Annotated in this window: 17 protein-coding genes and 1 pseudogene; 13 read left to right on the forward strand and 5 right to left on the reverse strand. The window is 31.1% G+C overall.

Annotated features, from left to right (window positions below; genetic code table 11):
• Positions 1-63 precede the first annotated feature (63 nt).
• The 12 genes and pseudogenes from rfbA (at position 64) to ACI313_RS04480 (ending at position 8,034) form a co-directional block, all read left to right on the forward strand.
• Positions 64-942, forward strand: a complete 879-nt coding sequence (gene rfbA / locus ACI313_RS04425; protein ID WP_320607687.1) for a glucose-1-phosphate thymidylyltransferase RfbA — start codon at positions 64-66, stop codon at positions 940-942.
• Positions 943-953: 11 nt separating this feature from the next.
• Positions 954-1,526, forward strand: coding sequence for a dTDP-4-dehydrorhamnose 3,5-epimerase (gene rfbC / locus ACI313_RS04430; protein ID WP_439755380.1), 573 nt, complete (start codon positions 954-956; stop codon positions 1,524-1,526).
• 2 nt (positions 1,527-1,528) lie between these two features.
• Positions 1,529-2,563, forward strand: coding sequence for a dTDP-glucose 4,6-dehydratase (gene rfbB / locus ACI313_RS04435; RefSeq protein ID WP_320607689.1), 1,035 nt, complete (start codon positions 1,529-1,531; stop codon positions 2,561-2,563).
• Entirely contained in the window at positions 2,563-3,474 is a 912-nt protein-coding gene (rfbD, locus tag ACI313_RS04440) for a dTDP-4-dehydrorhamnose reductase (RefSeq protein WP_439755381.1), read from the forward strand. The genes rfbB and rfbD overlap by 1 nt, the downstream gene beginning before the upstream one ends.
• A gap of 124 nt (positions 3,475-3,598) precedes the next feature.
• Positions 3,599-3,991 (forward strand): annotated as a pseudogene (locus tag ACI313_RS04445) (ATP-binding protein); the annotation flags it as partial.
• Positions 3,992-4,078: 87 nt separating this feature from the next.
• Positions 4,079-4,771 (forward strand): ATP-binding protein, encoded by a 693-nt coding sequence (locus ACI313_RS04450; RefSeq protein WP_439755390.1) that lies wholly within the window; start codon positions 4,079-4,081, stop codon positions 4,769-4,771.
• Positions 4,772-4,904: 133 nt separating this feature from the next.
• Positions 4,905-5,117, forward strand: a complete 213-nt coding sequence (locus ACI313_RS04455; RefSeq protein WP_320607692.1) for a helix-turn-helix transcriptional regulator — start codon at positions 4,905-4,907, stop codon at positions 5,115-5,117.
• Positions 5,110-5,889, forward strand: a complete 780-nt coding sequence (locus ACI313_RS04460; protein ID WP_439755382.1) for a DUF3169 family protein — start codon at positions 5,110-5,112, stop codon at positions 5,887-5,889. The genes ACI313_RS04455 and ACI313_RS04460 overlap by 8 nt, the downstream gene beginning before the upstream one ends.
• A gap of 122 nt (positions 5,890-6,011) precedes the next feature.
• Positions 6,012-6,230 (forward strand): DUF6897 domain-containing protein, encoded by a 219-nt coding sequence (locus ACI313_RS04465; protein WP_439755383.1) that lies wholly within the window; start codon positions 6,012-6,014, stop codon positions 6,228-6,230.
• Positions 6,231-6,415: 185 nt separating this feature from the next.
• A complete protein-coding gene (locus ACI313_RS04470; protein ID WP_439755384.1) occupies positions 6,416-6,748 on the forward strand; it encodes a helix-turn-helix domain-containing protein in 333 nt (110 codons plus the stop codon).
• Between the two features lie 4 nt (positions 6,749-6,752).
• The gene (locus tag ACI313_RS04475) at positions 6,753-7,502 is read left to right on the forward strand and encodes an ImmA/IrrE family metallo-endopeptidase (protein ID WP_320104395.1); all 750 of its coding nucleotides are present in this window, start codon (positions 6,753-6,755) and stop codon (positions 7,500-7,502) included.
• The gene (locus ACI313_RS04480) at positions 7,495-8,034 is read left to right on the forward strand and encodes a hypothetical protein (RefSeq protein ID WP_320104394.1); all 540 of its coding nucleotides are present in this window, start codon (positions 7,495-7,497) and stop codon (positions 8,032-8,034) included. Before ACI313_RS04475 ends, ACI313_RS04480 begins: the two co-directional genes overlap by 8 nt.
• A 76-nt stretch (positions 8,035-8,110) precedes the next feature.
• Here the strand turns inward: ACI313_RS04480 and ACI313_RS04485 are convergent, their stop codons facing one another.
• The 4 genes from ACI313_RS04485 to ACI313_RS04500 are packed head-to-tail and all read right to left on the reverse strand — an operon-like array spanning position 8,111 to position 10,758.
• On the reverse strand, positions 8,111-8,755 hold the full coding sequence (locus ACI313_RS04485) for a phosphatase PAP2 family protein (protein ID WP_439755385.1): 645 nt from the start codon (positions 8,753-8,755) through the stop codon (positions 8,111-8,113).
• Positions 8,752-9,555: a phosphatidylserine decarboxylase gene (locus tag ACI313_RS04490; protein ID WP_439755386.1), complete on the reverse strand. Its 804-nt coding sequence runs from the start codon at positions 9,553-9,555 to the stop codon at positions 8,752-8,754. The genes ACI313_RS04485 and ACI313_RS04490 overlap by 4 nt, the downstream gene beginning before the upstream one ends.
• Positions 9,552-10,169, reverse strand: coding sequence for a CDP-alcohol phosphatidyltransferase family protein (locus ACI313_RS04495; RefSeq protein ID WP_439755387.1), 618 nt, complete (start codon positions 10,167-10,169; stop codon positions 9,552-9,554). The genes ACI313_RS04490 and ACI313_RS04495 overlap by 4 nt, the downstream gene beginning before the upstream one ends.
• Positions 10,170-10,179: 10 nt before the next feature.
• Positions 10,180-10,758, reverse strand: a complete 579-nt coding sequence (locus ACI313_RS04500; RefSeq protein ID WP_439755388.1) for a TVP38/TMEM64 family protein — start codon at positions 10,756-10,758, stop codon at positions 10,180-10,182.
• Between the two features lie 206 nt (positions 10,759-10,964).
• Here ACI313_RS04500 and ACI313_RS04505 point away from each other — a divergent pair, with 206 nt between their 5' ends.
• Entirely contained in the window at positions 10,965-12,113 is a 1,149-nt protein-coding gene (locus ACI313_RS04505; protein ID WP_320607700.1) for an AAA family ATPase, read from the forward strand.
• A gap of 179 nt (positions 12,114-12,292) precedes the next feature.
• On the opposite strand, the gene ACI313_RS04510 is transcribed toward ACI313_RS04505, so the two are convergent.
• On the reverse strand, positions 12,293-13,567 hold the full coding sequence (locus ACI313_RS04510; protein ID WP_439755389.1) for an ATP-binding protein: 1,275 nt from the start codon (positions 13,565-13,567) through the stop codon (positions 12,293-12,295).
• Positions 13,568-13,652 lie beyond the last annotated feature (85 nt).

The raw sequence follows: 13,652 nt of genomic DNA on the forward strand, positions 1-13,652 counted from the left end.
TGACTTGACTCTTACGTAGCGTAAGGGTTTAATGTATATGTATCATTAAAAGGAGATTTCATTATGAAAGGTATTATTTTAGCAGGAGGAAGTGGAACACGTCTTTATCCACTAACAAAAGTTACAAGTAAACAACTTCTTCCTATTTATGACAAACCAATGATTTATTATCCTATGTCGATTTTAATGCAGGCAGGAATTAAAGAAATATTAATTATTTCAACACCAGATGATACGCCTCGTTTCCAAGAATTATTAGGAGATGGTCATCAATTTGGTGTGGAATTATCATATAAAGTACAACCAAGTCCCGATGGATTAGCCCAAGCTTTTCTTTTAGGTGAAGAATTCATCGGAAATGATAGTTGTGCCATGATTTTAGGAGATAACATTTTCCATGGTCATGGTTTATCAAAACGTTTACGTCAAGCTGCAAATCAAGAAAAAGGAGCTACAGTATTTGGATATTATGTAGAAGATCCAGAACGATTTGGTGTTGTTGAATTTGATGAAAATGGAAAGGCTGTTTCTTTGGAAGAAAAGCCAGCACATCCTAAATCAAATTATGCTGTAACGGGATTGTATTTCTATGATAATCGTGTTGTAGAATACGCCAAGAGTTTAAAACCAAGTGCTCGTGGAGAATTAGAAATTACCGATTTAAATCGTATTTACTTAGAAAACAATGAATTAAATGTCACTTTATTAGGAGATGGATTTACTTGGTTGGATACAGGTACACATGAAAGTTTAGTGGATGCGACTAATTTTGTAAAAACAATTGAAGAACATCAACATCGTAAGATTGCTTGTTTGGAAGAAATTGCCTATGAAAATGGATGGATTTCTAAGGAACAGTTATATAGTACGTATGAAATTTATAAAAAGAACCAATATGGTGCGTATTTAAAGAAGATTATTGATCGTAAGTATATCAAATAGAAAGGGAAGCTATGAAAGTAACAGAAACAAAAATTCCAGGTGTTTTAATTATTGATACCGATGTATTCGGGGATCATCGTGGTTATTTTACCGAAACATATTCAAAACCTAAATATGAAAATTTAGGGATAAGTGTTGATTTTGTACAAGATAATATGTCTTTTAGTGCTCAAAAAGGAACACTAAGAGGTCTACATTGGCAAAATCCACCATATGCTCAATCAAAATTAGTTTCTTGTACAAAAGGAACGGTTATTGATGTAGCAGTGGATATTCGTAAAGGATCTCCTACATATGGTCAATGGGTAAGTGTTGAGTTGAGTGAAGAAAATCATCGTCAATTCTTTATTCCTCAAGGTTTTGCACATGGATTCTTAACATTAACAGACAATGTTGAATTTAGATATAAAGTTGATAATGTCTATAATAAAGAATCTGAAGGGGGAATGCGTTACGATGATCCAACCGTTAATGTAGATTGGTCAGGTTTATTAAATGGTATCGAACCGGTGTTGTCTGAAAAAGATACGGTTGCCCCTGAATTAGAACAATCAAATAATCAATTTGTATATGGAGGAAAATAAAAATGAAAATTTTAGTAACAGGTGGAGCGGGTTTCATTGGTGGAAACTTTGTTCATTACATGGTAAATAAATATCCCGAAGATATGATTGTGAATTTAGACAAACTAACATATGCTGGAAATTTAGAGACTTGTAAACCAGTAGAAGATAAACCAAACTATAAGTTTGTCAAAGGGGATATCGCGGATCGTGAATTTATCTTTGATTTATTTGAAAAAGAACACTTTGATGTTGTTGTAAACTTTGCAGCGGAATCTCATGTTGATAGAAGTATTGAAGATCCAGAAATCTTTGTGAAGACAAATGTTATGGGAACAACAACTTTACTAGATGCTTGTGTTAAATATGGAATCAAACGTTATCATCAAGTAAGTACTGATGAAGTATATGGTGATTTACCATTAGATCGTCCGGATTTATTCTTTACGGAAAATACACCATTACATACTTCAAGTCCTTATAGTTCAGCTAAGGCAAGTGCCGATTTATTTGTATTGGCTTATCATCGTACATATGGTTTACCAGTGACAATCTCACGTTGTTCAAATAACTATGGTCCTTATCATTTCCCAGAAAAATTAATTCCATTAATTATTTCTCGTGCTTTAAATGATGAACCAATTCCAGTATATGGAACAGGAGAAAATGTACGTGACTGGTTACATGTATATGATCACTGTGTTGCCATTGATTTAATCGTAAGAAATGGTCGTGTAGGAGAAGTTTATAACGTTGGTGGACATAACGAAAGAACAAACTTAGAGGTTGTTAAAACAGTGTTACATGCCTTAAATAAACCTGAATCATTGATTACATTTGTATCGGATCGTAAAGGACATGATAGACGTTATGCCATTGATCCAACTAAATTAGAAACAGAATTAGGATGGAAGCCTAAATATACATTTGATACTGGAATTCCAATGACCATTCAATGGTATTTAGATAATAAGGAATGGTGGCAAAACATCATTAGTGGTGAATATCGTAATTACTTCGATAAGATGTATGTAGAAAAAGGAAGATTGGATAAATAATGAAAGTATTTGTGACAGGAGTTGGAGGACAACTCGGACACGATGTAATCAATGAACTTGTCAAAAGAGGACATGTTGGCATTGGAAGTGATATTCAAGATGTTTATAGTGGTATCCAAGATGGTTCTGCTGTAACCAAAGCCGACTATGTTTCTTTGGATATTACCGATGAACAAGCGGTAATGAATGTGATTAAAGAAATTCAACCGGATGCTGTAATTCATTGCGCTGCTTGGACTGCGGTAGATTTAGCTGAAGATGATGACAAAGTTGAAAAAGTTCGTGCAGTAAATGCTTTAGGAACTAAAAACATTGCTTTGGCTTGTAAAGAAGTGGATGCGAAGTGTTTATATTTATCAACGGATTATGTCTTTGATGGACAAGGAGAACAACCTTGGAAACCAGATTGTAAAGACTATAAGCCATTAAATGTTTATGGTCAAACAAAATTAGAGGGAGAACAATTTGTTTCTTCAATCTTGGATAAATATTTTGTGGTTCGTATTGCTTGGGTATTTGGTTTAAATGGAAATAACTTCATTAAGACCATGTTAAATATTGGAAAGAAATATGATACTTTGCGTGTGGTAAATGATCAAATTGGAACGCCTACTTATACATATGATTTAGCTCGTTTATTAGTCGATATGATTGAAAGTGAACAATATGGTTATTATCATGCGACAAATGAAGGTGGTTATATTTCTTGGTATGATTTTGCAGTAGAAATTTTTAAACAAGCAAATTATGATACTAAAGTTATACCAGTAACTACAGAAGAATATGGTTTATCAAAAGCGGCTCGTCCTTTTAATTCACGTTTAGATAAATCGAAACTTCAAGAAAAGGGATTCACACCTCTTCCTACTTGGCAAGATGCATTGGCTCGTTATTTAAAAGAAATTTTATAATTTTAAAGGGTATGTATGAAAGTACATATCCTTTTTTTATGATAATTGATAAAATATAACTATAAAAAGGACGGTGATGGCTATGATAAAAAGAGAATTATATATGAAACGCATTCGGCCTTTTATGAAAACGGATTTAGTTAAAGCAATAATAGGAATGCATCGTTGTGGTAAATCGGTTATGTTAGAACTTATTAAACAAGAATTGATGGATTCAGGAGTCAATTCTTCACAATTCATTTCTATTAATTTTGAGGATATGAGTTATTCTCATCTTCAAACAGCTGAATCTTTGCATAAGGAAATTAAGAAAAGAGCACAAAATATTGAAGGCAAAGTATATTTATTTTTTGATGAGATTCAAGAAGTGAAGAATTGGGAAAAATGCATCAATTCTTAGCGTGTTTCCCTTGATTGTGACATTTATATTACGGGATCAAATGCGAAACTATTATCAGGAGAATTGGCAACATATCTTGGAGGACGATATGTAGAGTTTGTGATTTATCCTTTTTCATTTAAAGAATTTATAGAACTTTATCAAACGATTGTTCCTACTGAATCAATCCAAGTTTGTTTTCAAAAATATCTTTTATCAGGGGGAATGCCTTATCTAGCTAATATTCGTTATGACACTGAGGCTAGTAAACAATATTTGTTTGATTTATTTAACTCAGTACAGCTAAAAGATATTGTAAAACGAAATAAAATACGGGATGTAGATTTATTAGAAAGAATTATAGCGTATGTGATGGCAAATATAGGGAATACATTCTCTGCTACTTCACTATCTAAATTTTTAAAAAATGAGAAGTGTTCTGTTGCATCAGAAACCATTTTAAATTATTTAAAATATTGTTGCGATTCGTATTTGTTTTACAAAGTAAAGCGCGAAGACTTACAAGGAAAACAGATTCTTGCGACGAATGAAAAATACTATATTGTAGATCACGGAATTCGACAAGCTGTATTCGGCGGGAATATGCGTGACATCAATTTAATTTTGGAAAATATTGTATTTATGGAGTTATTACGTCGTGGATATGATGTTACGGTAGGAAAAGTAAATGATAAAGAAATTGATTTTGTATGCACCAAACAAGGAGAAAAATTGTATGTTCAAGTTGCTTATTTGTTAGCCAGTGAAGAAACAATTGCACGTGAATTTGGTGTGTATGATGAAATTTGTGATAATTATCCTAAATATGTAGTATCCATGGATGAATTTGATATGAGTCGAAATGGTATTAAGCATCGTAATATTCGTGATTTTCTTTTGATGGAAGAGTGGTATTAATCTTTTATAAGAATTGTTTAGATCTATATAGATTTAAACAATTTTTTTATTGACAATCATAAAAGTCAATAATACAATCTAAATGACAAATAAAGTTGTCATTTAGACAAAAATAATTGTCAAAGGAGGCAACATGATATTAAAAAATCGTTTAAAAGAAAAACGAGCAGCGTTGAATGTCAATCAACAAGAAATGGGGAAATTATGCGGTGTATCTAGACAAACGATTTCTTTGATTGAAAGAGGAGATTATTCTCCATCAATTACTTTAGCATTAACAATTGCCAAAGTTTGTGGTGTTAATGTAGAAGAAATCTTTTATTTACAGGAGGAAGAAGATGAATAAAGAAAATCGTAAAGCTTTACCAGCGTTTTTATTGGTATTGGTAATTAGTTGTATTTGTGGTGGGATCTTTGGATATTGTTCGGCAAGTTTTCAATTTAGTGGATTGAACAACTTGTTAAAAGATGCATCAGGTTACTTTTCAAGTTATATCGCAACTATTTTATTGATTGCCTTAGCAATCGTTATCCCTTTAATTTGTGGACCTATGTATAGTAAAGCTAAAAAATTATTGAATACTTGGGATGGAGAAGATGAAGAAGTATCGGATATGATTGATGGAAAGTTATCAATTGTGATTTGGTTATCCGGATGTGCCATTGTATTGAATTTCTTCTTAATTTCAGCTGTATATGCCAATGGATTAACATTATTTGATCAAAGTTCAACTACTATTTCTTTTATAGTTGCACTAGTTGCTTTTGTACTTGTTTTAGTAGAAACAACTTTACTTCAACAAAAAAGTATAGATGCGACAAAGAAATTATATCCTGAAAAAGATGGGGTATCGGTTTATGATTTACGTTTCCAAAAGAAATGGTTAGATAATTGTGATGAAGCAGAACGAATTATTATTGGGAAAAGTGCTTTTAAATCCTATTCAGTAACGAATAATCTTTGTTGTATATTGATTGTATTTTTAGCACTTGGTGGTTTTATATTTGATATTGGTTTTTTACCATCGTTTATTGTTTGTTTGATTTGGATTGTAAATTTATCGGCTTATTGTTTAGAAGCAATGAAACAATCGAAACAAGGAAATAAAATATTTTAGAAGGTGATGTTTTGAATCCAGGAATAATCGCAATCTTTATATTTATACTTTTATATATAGAGAGAAGAAATAAAACCATTATTACGCAAAAGATAATAAATAAAAAGAAAGGAAAAAAGGAAATGGTTGAGTTCGCAAAGCGTTTTATTGATAAAGAATGTTTAATTTATATTTTGACAAGTAGTAGTGTTCAACAAGGAATTATTAAAGAAGTTTCTGATGGAGCGATTCTTGTAGAAAGTGGAGATAATGTACAGATTATTAACTTAGATTATGTACAACGTATTCAAGAACATCCTCGTAATAAGAAGGGAAAGAAAAAGGCTATTATATTTGATTAATAGATATTAAGGTAGTAATTGAACTTAATTAGTTTGATTGCTGCTTTTCTTTTTTGATTTAATGGATATGATGAAGATACAAAATAATAAATGTGTCATAAAATTAGTGTAAAACTAAATTGAAAATATGACAAATGTAAAATATAATATATATACAATAAAGGTGTTTGAAAGGGGAATATAAAATGGAATCCAATAAAAAAAACGTTCGGTTAAAACAATTGCGAAAAGAAAGCAAAATGACACAGGAACAAATGGCAAAATATTTAGGAGTCGATCAGTCGATGATTACAAAGTTAGAAAATGGAACAAGAAGTTTAAATGTAACGTTGATTGAAAAAATATGTAATTTATTTGGATGTTCTGAAGCGTATTTGTTTGGAGAAGATGATACTTATATTCCACTAAATTTTGCGTTTCGTTCAAATGGAATTCAGACAGAAGACTTAGAGAGTATAGCAGCCATCAATAAAATTGTTATGAATATTCGCTATATGAATGAAATGATAGAGGACTAAAAGTATGAAAACAGCGCAAGAATTAAATTCATTAGCATTGCGAACACGAAGAATTTGGAATGAAGATGCTTATTCGCCAATTGATATTTTTGCAATTGTGAATGGATGGAAAGATAAAAAAATTACGATAGTTAAGTATCCGTTATCACCACGAATAAGTGGAATGTGCACAAAAGAGAATGAAGATATTGTCATTTGTATAAATTCAACTACATCTTATGGAAGACAAAGATTTACATTAGCACATGAATTGTATCATGTCCTATATGAAGAGAATATGCAACGAGTAATTTGTGATATGAATATGAATGGTGATAAATCAGAATCAGAAAAAGAAGCAAATCAATTTGCAAGTTATTTGTTGATGCCCTATGATGCGTTATTAGAATATGAACTTGATAAAGGCAAATGGGATATTGAGAAAGTAATTGATGCAGAACAGTTTTTTCAAGTAAGTCATCAAGCAATGATTCATCGATTAGTAAGTGATGGTTTGATTAGTAGTGATATTGCGAATGACTATAAAGCTATTACGGTCTCTACATTAGCGGCTAAGTTGGGATATGGTAAAGAGCTATATTTTCCAACAGAAAAAAATAGACAATATTTTACAACAGGTGAATATATACGAAAAGTTGAAAAAATGGCTGAAAAAGAGCTGATTTCAGAAGGAAAAAGGGAAGAACTTTTGATGGATGCGTATAGAGCTGACATAGTATACGATTTTGATGAGGAAGAAAATTTGAATGACTAGTGATTACTTTTTTGACACAGATTGTTTATCTGCTTTTTTGTGGATTAATAATACGAATATATTGCATGAGCTTTATGGTGGAAAAATTATTTTACCAGAGCCTGTTTATCAAGAATTGTCAAATCCAAGTATTCCACATATAAAACAACGCGTGGATGTGATGATTGATAGTAAAGATGTATCTGTTAAATTAATCAATACAGGTACAAAGGAATATCGATTGTATTCCGAACTTATACGTGGGAAAAAGGGACAAAAAAGTATAGGTCGTGGTGAAGCAGGTGGCATTGCATTGGCTAAAACATATAATGGAATTCTTGCAAGTAATAACTATAAAGATATTGCTCCTTATATTAAAGAGTACGGTTTAAAGCATATCGATACAGGACAAATTTTATTAGAAGCATTGAAAAAAGGATTAATAACCGAAGCTGATGGAAACAACATTTGGAGTAAAATGTTGGCAAAGAAACGTATGTTACCGGCTAGTTCTTTTTCGGAGTATTTACAAAAACATAAGATAAATGGATAGAGAAATTTATTTACATAGAAAAACTGCCAAATGTTTAACTTGGCAGTTTTTTACTTGATCTGAATAAGTCGATATACTATCTAATTTTTATATTTTTTATTAATTTATCATAAACCAAATAAATCTTTGTTTTCTTTGTAAACCAATAACTAAACTCAGCTAGGGCTATTCCACTAATACAATCAACAATTACGTGTTGTCGTGTCATTAAAGTAGAAAGACAAACGAGTAAAGCAAGGATTAGAGTAAATGTTTTATATGTTTTTGGGATGTCTTTGCGTTTTCTAAGTCCTATCCAACATAGCCAGCTTACTAGACAATGTATAGAAGGAAATAAGTTATAGGGTGCATCGATTTGGTATAAAAAACGCATAGCTTCATCCCAAAAACTATTACCAACAATATCGGGTCGGATATTTGTTGTTGGTATCAAAATAAAAAATATAAAACAAATGGCTTTAGAGAGAATATCGCTAGTAAAGAAAATAGAACTATCGATATTGTCTTGTTTAGCACATAAGTAATAATTAATAATCCAGAATACATAACATCCAAAATATATGACAATGGATTGAGGACAAAAGGGAATCCATTGATCAATAGCTAGTGTCATATCATAGTGATGAAAAGATAGGGCAATGTATTTGGCTCCTGTATATACAATTTGATTCCAAATAAATGCCAGTAACAATATCACAATTATTTTTTTATTTTGTTTCATATTGAATTTCCAATCCATTGTCCTAGTTTTACTTTCACTTCTTCTTGAGAGTATTCGGGATTTAATTTAATTTTATTTTTTTCAAAGAGAAGAACAATCGTTGAACCAGCTAATTCAAAATGGCCTTTTTCATCTCCTTTTTTAAAATGATTGTTTTCTATTTCATTAACAATTCCACCAACGACTAATGCGCCAATTTCACATTGAATGACATTTCCAAAGTGATGTGTTGATAATAATGCCCAACTTCGTCTATTTAAAACATAGACAGGAATGGTTTCACAGGCAATGGGTTGAACACTATGTAGTTGTCCTTCAATATAATGGTTTTCGCCTTGGTATCCGTCGTCAATAAAACAATAGTGATGGTAATCTGATACGCATAGACGAAATATTAAACAAGTTCCATCAATATATTTTTTTGATAGTTCTTCATCTTTAAAAAAATCAGTTAGTTTATAGTGTGATTTTTTTATTGAAAATGTACTACTTTTATCAATAGGAAATACAGATAAGAATCCATCACATGGACTGATTAAATGTTCTGGAGTTTCATCAATTGTTAGATATTCATTTGTACGAGCGAAACAATCACGAAAAGTATTAAAAGTTTCTTTTTGTTCAAATGGAATATCAATGTTGTTGTGTTCTATAAAATAAGGAATAATAGGCTTTGAGTAGGAACTGCATAAGAACTTAACAATAATTCGATCGATATGCAGTTTCATAATCATTTTTAATAGAATTCTTCCTAGTAAGTTACCATATAAAAAACTTACCATTTTATTGTTTTGATTCATAGAACACGACATCCCATCACAACAACAACCAATGTAACAATTCCAATTAAAATCAATAATATTTTTCCAAGTGTATGTGGTTTCTTTAATGGGAATGGAGTTATAAAAGCAAGTGCAATCAATAAAAGAAACCAATAAGAATAATCAAGAACAAGATGAAATGTTAATAGGGTTCCTAAAAACAAAGGAATTAAAATAGCAGAACTTGTAACGGGTAATCCTAAATAGTTTTCTCTTGATCCATTTTCACTATCTTGTCTTTGTTCTTCGTCAACATTAAACCAAGCTAAGCGAATCAAAGCACATAAAACGTATCCAGCACAAATAAACATAGGTAGGCTTCCTTTGGAGCATGAAAAAATAATAAGAGAAGGTAGAACTCCAAAACAAATTAAATCACTTAAGGAATCAATTTGAATGCCAAAGCGTTTTTCGGATTTTGTTCGTTTCATAGTTGAGGCAATTTTACCATCAAACATATCACAAAGTCCGGCAACTAATAAACAAATTAAGGCCATTTTTAGGTTTCCATTAAAAACAGATAAGATTCCTACAAATCCGGAAATCATTCCTATATAAGTTAAAATAACAGTGTAATTATAAAATCCAATCATAAATCCTCCATTAAATAAAATACGCAAAGAAAATACAGTATCCTAGTATGCACCAAGGTTTCGCTAGAATAATAATTGTTATGAATTTTTTTGATGACATATTAATGAGTCCAGAAAAATAACACAAAAAATCATCGGGAGCTAAGGGAAGTAAAATAGCTAAGAATAGTAATAAGGTATAGCTTTTACTTTGATTGATTTTATCGATGTATTTTTGATATTTTTCCATGGGCATCATTTTATTGACTAATTTAGTTCCATATCGTTTTGCCAAGAAATAAGCGATGATGGAACCTAAACTAATACCAATATAATTAATCCAAAAACCATTGGCAGCTCCAAATAAAACCGATCCTACAATACATCCAGCAAAGCCAGGAAGAATAGGAAGAATTACTTGTAGTAATTGAATCATTAGAAGTAACAAGGGTCCCCATATTCCATAGGAAGATATATAGGTTTGTAGAGTTTGAATCGATTGAAAGTGTCCTTTCATTAATCCATCAATACAAACAAAAAGAGCCATTCCCATAAAAATACAAAACAAAACAATAGTACTTGTTTTAATAATAGATTCTTTTGAAGTCATGTATTTCCTCCTTCAAAGTAAGTATAAACACAAATAATTAATATTTTGAGTTTGAAAATATTAAGAAAAGTTTATTTTTTGGTTAGAAAAAAGAATTGATTTTAGAAATTAGATGAATAATAAGTATATTTATTATATAATTTAAGTGTAAATAAATTACAGTAAATAAAATTATAAATGTAATAAAATTGTAACAGGAGGATAATATGCTTAAAGAAGTGACAATCAGAAATTATAAATCTTTTAAAAATAAGACTACAATTGACTTGAAAGCAACTAAGTATAGTATGTTGGAAAAAACAAATGTTAAAAATGGAATTGTTAAAGGATTGGCATTTTTTGGACCTAATTCTTCTGGTAAATCGAATGCGATACATGCGATATCCGTATTATTAGATTTATTATTTGTTGATAGTGATGTTGCCATTCCTTTACAAATGTGTTTTTACAATGATGAGAATTTAGAATTAGGTTATTCATTTGAAATAGATCAACATGATATTCAATATGAATTTGTTTTTAGTCGCGATGGAAATGTAGTTAGTGAAAAACTAGTCTTGGATCATAACGTTGTATTAGAAAGATTGGGGCTGGAAGCAAAAACGGAATTGACAGAGACCACTTTTTATCATAGTGATTCAATCGCAAAGAATGTCTTATTTTTACGGAATATATATTTTAATACGCAATTTTCTAGGTTTCCGGTGTTAAAAAAATGGTTTAATTATTTACAGAATTCAATTTATTGTGATTTTTCTAATAAAAAAAGTGTTGTCTTTGGTCAAAAAACGCTTAGTGCTTTAGTAGAAAATGTTACTGATGAAACAGTAATTAAAATGAATCGTTTTCTTGAACAATCAAAAATTGGTTATACTTTAAAGTATACTAATGAATCAAAAGTAAGTGATTTTTTGAATATTAATTTAGGAGATAAAAAAGAATTTTTTATCAAAAAAGACGAATGTGATTATTGGATTCCATTGCATTTGGAATCACAGGGAAATAAAGAATTAATTCCTTTGATTCCTATTATTCTTCATATTGTCAATAACGATGGAATGTTAATTATTGATGAATTTAATGCTGCTTCTTTTCATAATGAATTAGAAGAGCTTTTAATTCGTTATATATTAACAAATTCCAATGAATCACAATTAATTATCGCAACTCATTCAACTAATATTTTAAAAACATCTTTATTTAGACCTGATCAAATTTATTCTGTTGATTTTAAAGGAAATGAGGGAAGTGTTCTTAAAAGATTTTCGTCAGAAAGCCCTAGACAATCACAGAATTTAGAGAAAATGTATTTGTCGGGAATCTTTGATGGTATTCCTAATTATAGAAATAAATAATTATGGATAATAAAAAATTAGATGGTATATGGCACAATAATATTTCATAATTATATGCCTTTACCATCTATATTTTATTTCTTATATAATGAAATTGTAAAAGGTTGAAAATAATGTGGTCATCACTTCTTTGTGTATCAATTAATGATGACTAGAGGGATTGTACTGTATTTTTTATATTAGTTTTTTAAGCAACCAATCGGAACAACATATACACCATCATGACGACGATATGCCCAATCACTTGTTCCTGTCAAAACCATAAGAAAAGATGGTGCTTTCATTTTGTCAGTATCAATTTTAGCTTTCATTGATTTTAGACTCTTCGCGCCTTCTTCAATGAGTTTATCGCCACCAAGCTTGATTTCTATAAGACCATATTTTCCGTTTCGTAAATGAATGACCGCATCACATTCTTGTCCATCTTTATCTCGATAATGATAAACTTCCCCATCTAAAGAATCTGCAAAGACACGGAGGTCTCTAATGCAAAGTGTCTCAAATAGAAATCCGAAAGTTCGTAAATCATTTATTAAATCATTTGGTCCGATACCCAAAGCTGCAGTTGCGATAGATGGATCTACATAGTATCGTGTATCGGATGAGCGAATTGCAGTTTTTGAACGAAGGTTCGGATTCCATGCTGGCATATCCTCAATAACAAATATTTTACGTAGTGCGTTGACATAAGATGCTATGGTTTCTTCGCTTATAGTTGTCTCGTCATTTGCTGAAACATCCTGTGCTAGAACCGTGTTAGGAACTTGACTGCCTTGGTTTCTGGCATAGGAACGCATGAGTCGTTTTACTTTTTCAGGGTTCTTTTGCACGTTATCTGCTCGATTAATATCGGAATGAACAACAGCATCGAAATAATCTATGGCTTGATCTAATGCGATTTCATCACGCATATCTATTGCCTGTGGCCATCCTCCTCGACATACGAGAAAAGCCAAACGATCGATGTCAAGTTGAGATTCACCATCAATTTCTGTTTCGCCATCGAATAAACTTTTTAAACTGACATCTCCAGTAGAATCTCCTGATTCATATAAGCTCATGGGTCTCATTGTTAACCAAGTAAAACGTCCTGTACCAGAGTGGGTAATTTCCTTGGTGTCAGCGGGGACAGCGGACCCTGTAAGTACAAATTGTCCAAGAACATGACGATGGTCGACTTCAAATCGAATGGCATCCCATAGTTTTGGTGCAAGTTGCCATTCATCGATAAGTCTCGGTGTTGCTCCTTTTAATAAACGCTTTGGATTTAATTCGGACATAGTTATATTTTGTTCTTTCTTTTCTGAATCATCCATATACAAAATACTAGCAGCAATTTGTTCGGCTGTTGTAGTTTTTCCACACCATTTTGGCCCTTCAATCAATACTGCACCTTTACCTTCTAGTTTTCGTTTTAGAATATCATCAGCAATTCTTTTTCTGTAATTTTTCATTAAGAATACCTCATTTTCGTATAAGTTATCTTTATTGAACTAACACACTCTAACGAGTGTGGGCTTTTTTTTATAAAGCCTGGTT

The sequence above is a fragment of the Floccifex sp. genome (genome assembly GCF_051873495.1).
In the GTDB taxonomy this organism is placed as follows: domain Bacteria; phylum Bacillota_I; class Bacilli_A; order Erysipelotrichales; family Erysipelotrichaceae; genus Floccifex.

Bases quoted from the DNA above. Each gene is read 5' to 3' on its own strand.
- rfbA (WP_320607687.1), top strand. From the start codon at position 64: ATGAAAGGTATTATTTTAGCAGGAGGAAGTGGAACACGTCTTTATCCA.
- rfbC (WP_439755380.1), top strand. From the start codon at position 954: ATGAAAGTAACAGAAACAAAAATTCCAGGTGTTTTAATTATTGATACC.
- rfbB (WP_320607689.1), top strand. From the start codon at position 1,529: ATGAAAATTTTAGTAACAGGTGGAGCGGGTTTCATTGGTGGAAACTTT.
- rfbD (WP_439755381.1), top strand. From the start codon at position 2,563: ATGAAAGTATTTGTGACAGGAGTTGGAGGACAACTCGGACACGATGTA.
- ACI313_RS04450 (WP_439755390.1), top strand. From the start codon at position 4,079: ATGCCTTATCTAGCTAATATTCGTTATGACACTGAGGCTAGTAAACAA.
- ACI313_RS04455 (WP_320607692.1), top strand. From the start codon at position 4,905: ATGATATTAAAAAATCGTTTAAAAGAAAAACGAGCAGCGTTGAATGTC.
- ACI313_RS04460 (WP_439755382.1), top strand. From the start codon at position 5,110: ATGAATAAAGAAAATCGTAAAGCTTTACCAGCGTTTTTATTGGTATTG.
- ACI313_RS04465 (WP_439755383.1), top strand. From the start codon at position 6,012: ATGGTTGAGTTCGCAAAGCGTTTTATTGATAAAGAATGTTTAATTTAT.
- ACI313_RS04470 (WP_439755384.1), top strand. From the start codon at position 6,416: ATGGAATCCAATAAAAAAAACGTTCGGTTAAAACAATTGCGAAAAGAA.
- ACI313_RS04475 (WP_320104395.1), top strand. From the start codon at position 6,753: ATGAAAACAGCGCAAGAATTAAATTCATTAGCATTGCGAACACGAAGA.
- ACI313_RS04480 (WP_320104394.1), top strand. From the start codon at position 7,495: ATGACTAGTGATTACTTTTTTGACACAGATTGTTTATCTGCTTTTTTG.
- ACI313_RS04485 (WP_439755385.1), bottom strand. From the start codon at position 8,755: ATGAAACAAAATAAAAAAATAATTGTGATATTGTTACTGGCATTTATT.
- ACI313_RS04490 (WP_439755386.1), bottom strand. From the start codon at position 9,555: ATGAATCAAAACAATAAAATGGTAAGTTTTTTATATGGTAACTTACTA.
- ACI313_RS04495 (WP_439755387.1), bottom strand. From the start codon at position 10,169: ATGATTGGATTTTATAATTACACTGTTATTTTAACTTATATAGGAATG.
- ACI313_RS04500 (WP_439755388.1), bottom strand. From the start codon at position 10,758: ATGACTTCAAAAGAATCTATTATTAAAACAAGTACTATTGTTTTGTTT.
- ACI313_RS04505 (WP_320607700.1), top strand. From the start codon at position 10,965: ATGCTTAAAGAAGTGACAATCAGAAATTATAAATCTTTTAAAAATAAG.
- ACI313_RS04510 (WP_439755389.1), bottom strand. From the start codon at position 13,567: ATGAAAAATTACAGAAAAAGAATTGCTGATGATATTCTAAAACGAAAA.